The sequence below is a fragment of the Amycolatopsis sp. SID8362 genome (assembly GCF_010550475.1).
Taxonomy (GTDB): Bacteria; Actinomycetota; Actinomycetes; order Mycobacteriales; family Pseudonocardiaceae; genus Amycolatopsis; species Amycolatopsis eburnea.
Map to the genome: position 1 here is coordinate 1 of NZ_JAAGNB010000507.1, position 2913 is coordinate 2913.

Annotated in this window: 5 protein-coding genes; 3 read left to right on the forward strand and 2 right to left on the reverse strand. The window is 72.2% G+C overall.

Going from position 1 to position 2913, the window contains the following annotated elements:
- Together G3I65_RS16170 and G3I65_RS16175 are read left to right on the forward strand one after the other, a co-directional pair.
- Window positions 1-328 (forward strand): LacI family DNA-binding transcriptional regulator (locus tag G3I65_RS16170; RefSeq protein ID WP_160696849.1); only part of this gene is annotated, 328 nt, incomplete at its 5' end.
- Window positions 329-430: 102 nt separating this feature from the next.
- On the forward strand, window positions 431-802 hold the full coding sequence (locus tag G3I65_RS16175) for a DUF742 domain-containing protein (protein ID WP_125313766.1): 372 nt from the start codon (window positions 431-433) through the stop codon (window positions 800-802).
- Window positions 803-809: 7 nt separating this feature from the next.
- Here G3I65_RS16175 and G3I65_RS16180 read toward each other — a convergent pair whose 3' ends face one another.
- Both G3I65_RS16180 and G3I65_RS16185 read right to left on the reverse strand, forming a co-directional pair.
- Window positions 810-1640, reverse strand: coding sequence for an alpha/beta fold hydrolase (locus G3I65_RS16180; RefSeq protein WP_160696850.1), 831 nt, complete (start codon window positions 1638-1640; stop codon window positions 810-812).
- Window positions 1641-1661: 21 nt separating this feature from the next.
- Window positions 1662-2279: a TetR/AcrR family transcriptional regulator gene (locus G3I65_RS16185; protein WP_160696851.1), complete on the reverse strand. Its 618-nt coding sequence runs from the start codon at window positions 2277-2279 to the stop codon at window positions 1662-1664.
- 32 nt (window positions 2280-2311) lie between these two features.
- Between G3I65_RS16185 and G3I65_RS16190 the strand changes: the two genes are divergently transcribed.
- On the forward strand, window positions 2312-2913 hold a 602-nt coding region (locus G3I65_RS16190; protein WP_160696852.1), incomplete at its 3' end, for an SDR family NAD(P)-dependent oxidoreductase.

The window sequence follows — 2913 nt, forward strand, 5'->3', positions numbered from 1 at the left end:
GCGCGCGATGGGCGCGTTGCTGGGCCTGCCCCGCCGGCCGACGGCGGTGTTCGCCGCGTCCGACGAGATGGCGTTCGGGGCGCTGCGGACGCTGCGCCGGGCCGGGCTGCGGGTGCCGTCGGACGTCTCGGTGCTCGGGTTCGACGACCACGACCTCGCCGACCTGCTCGAGCTGAGCACCGTGGCGCAGCCGGTGGCGGAGCTCGGGGAGCGCGCCGGCCGCATCCTGCTGGCGCGATTGTCCGGCGGAAAAATCGCGACATCACCCGCGATTGTGGGGACACACCTGGTTCTTCGGGGTAGTACTGCGCCGCCGCCAGGCCGTTGATCAGCGGTTTTTCCGGCGCTACTCCGTCCGGTCGATTGCGGCCTACTCGATCATTAGGTCAAATAATCGCCGACAAGGATTAATCGCCGTGAGGAGCTGGCTGTGCACTGGGGGTCCGTGCTCGAAGAAGGCGGAGCGGGGATGGTCCGCCCGTACTTCCGCACCCATGGCCGCACCCGCCCGACCCGGGACCTGCCGGTCGAGACGCTCGTCTCGATCACGCAGCGGGGGCGGGCGGTGGTCCGGGGGAGCACGCAGGAGGAAACCGAGATCTGCGCGCTGCTCCGGACGTCGCAGTCGGTCGCGGAGGTCGCCGCGCGGCGCCGGATCCCGCTGGGGGTGGCGCGGGTCCTGCTGTCGGACCTGGCGGACCGGGGCATCATCGCCGTGCACACCGCCCGCACCAAGGGGTCGGGCAACCGGCCGAGCCTCGAACTGATGGAGCGCATCCTCCACGGCCTGAGCCGCATCTGAAGCGCTTTCACGCGGTGGTGGTCTCGCGGACCAGCCGGGCGAACTCCTCGGGCCGATCGAGCGGCAGCAGCGTGTAGCTGTCGTCGACCAGCACCAGTTTTCCCTTGGGCAGCAACGAGGTCAGCCGTTCGCCGTGCTCCGGTGGCATCACGCGGTCCTCGCGGGCCCACACGACCAGCGCCGGCCGGTCGAACGCGGGTAAACGTTCGGCCACCTCCCGCAGGATGCCCGGTTCGGCCGCGAACGCCCGCAGGACGCGAACCGTGTCGCGGCGGATGTCCGCGTCGTGGAGCAACGGCCGGATCCAGCGCGCCGAAACGTCGTCGCCGCGTTTGGTCAGCCACCCGAACGCGATCGGCAGCCGCCGCACCATGCGCAGCCGCAGCTGCTGCATGAACAATCCGAACAACCCCGGCGACAGCTTTCCGGCCAGGAACAACGTTTTCCCGGTCAGTCCCGGCGGGAAGTTGTCGAACGCGTCGCACGAAGCCAGCACGACGCGGCTGACGCGGGGAACGCCGTCGGCCATGAGCAGCTGCACCAGCGCGCCGCCGGTGTCGACGCCGACCAGGGTCACCTCGCGCAGGTCGAGGCGCTCCAGGAACTCCATCAGCAGCCGGGCGATCCCGGGCAGCGACAGGTCGGCGCCGGGCCGCATCGGTTTCCGGTGCGCGCCCAGCGGCAACGTCGGGACCACGCACCGGTGGCCGGGCAGCGCGGCGACCGGGCCGTCCCACAGCGAGCCGTCCATCAGCAGTCCGTGGACGAAGACCACCACCGGGCCCGGCCCGCCCGTGTCGGTGTACTCGACAGTGCCCGCGGTCAGCTCGATCTGCATGCCGGAAGTGAACCACGTGGTTCACAAAGTGTCGAGGGGTGCTGCTTCCTCCCGCTCGACCGCGCGCAGCAGCGCCTCGAACCCGGCGGCCGCGCCGGCGCCGTCCGCGCTGGTCAGCAGGTCGACGAGGAACCCGCGCAGGGTCGCGAGGATCATCGACGCGACCTCGTGCTTGCGCCGCTCCGGCCAGCCGGCCGGGCAGAACGAGATCAGCGTCGGGAGGTACTGCTCGGACGCGCCGTGGCCGAGTGCGGCGTACCGGCCCGGGTCGTACATCGCCAGGCCCATCGCCTGGTCGAGCACGCGCCGCAGCTGCGTTTCCTCGTCGCGCAGGCTCACCCAGGCGGCCCGCACGCGGTCGCTCAGCGTGGCCGGTTCGGCGGCGATCGCGGCCAGCGCGTTGCCGATCCGCCGCTCGCGCAACGCGAAGACCGCCTGCCGGAGCAGGTCTTCGGCGCTTTCGAAGTGGTAGAGCAGCACCTTGTGGGTCGTCCCGGCGGCCCGTGCGGCGCGCCGCAGCGAGAAGTCCACCAGGCCGTTCTCGGCGACGTCGTCGGTCACTTTCGCCAGCAGCTCGCGCCGCCGGGCCTCGCCGCGCGCCGAGCCGGCCGACCGCCGGTAGCCGGTAGCGTTCTCCATGCGGGACAGCTTGGCACGGGGAGGGGACGTCGATGCGGGTGCTGGTGACCGGCGGCAACGCGGGGATCGGCTACTTCGCCGCGGAGCAGCTGGCCTCGGCGGGCGCGGAAGTCGTGCTCGGCAGCCGCGACCCGGCGAAGGCGGAAGCCGCGAAGACTGCCATCCGCGCGCGGGTCGCCGGGGCGAAGGTCGGGCACGTGCGCCTCGACCTCGCCGACCTGGCCCAGGTAGCGACCGTCGAAACCGGTGCGCTCGACGCCGTCGTGTGCAACGCGGGCGTCCTGCTCGACGCGCCGCCGCGGCGCGAGACCGCCGCCGGGCACGAGCTGATGTTCGGCACCAACCACCTCGGCCACTTCGCGCTGATCGCCCGGCTGCTGCCCGTGCTGGCGCCGGACGCGCGCATCGTGACCATCGGCAGCTTCGCCGCGAAGTCCGCGAAGCTCGACTTCGCCGATCTGCAGAGCGAACGCGCGTACGTCCCGAAGCGCGCGTACGAACGCTCCAAGCTGGCCCAGATGCTCTTCGCCGTCGAACTCGACCGGCGCCTGCGGGCGGCGGGCTCGAACCGGCTGAGCGTGCTCGCCCACCCCGGCGGCGCGCTCGACTCGCTGACGCCGTCGCGGCCGCCGGT

Bases quoted from the DNA above. Each gene is read 5' to 3' on its own strand.
- G3I65_RS16185 (WP_160696851.1), bottom strand. From the start codon at position 2,279: ATGGAGAACGCTACCGGCTACCGGCGGTCGGCCGGCTCGGCGCGCGGC.
- G3I65_RS16180 (WP_160696850.1), bottom strand. From the start codon at position 1,640: ATGCAGATCGAGCTGACCGCGGGCACTGTCGAGTACACCGACACGGGC.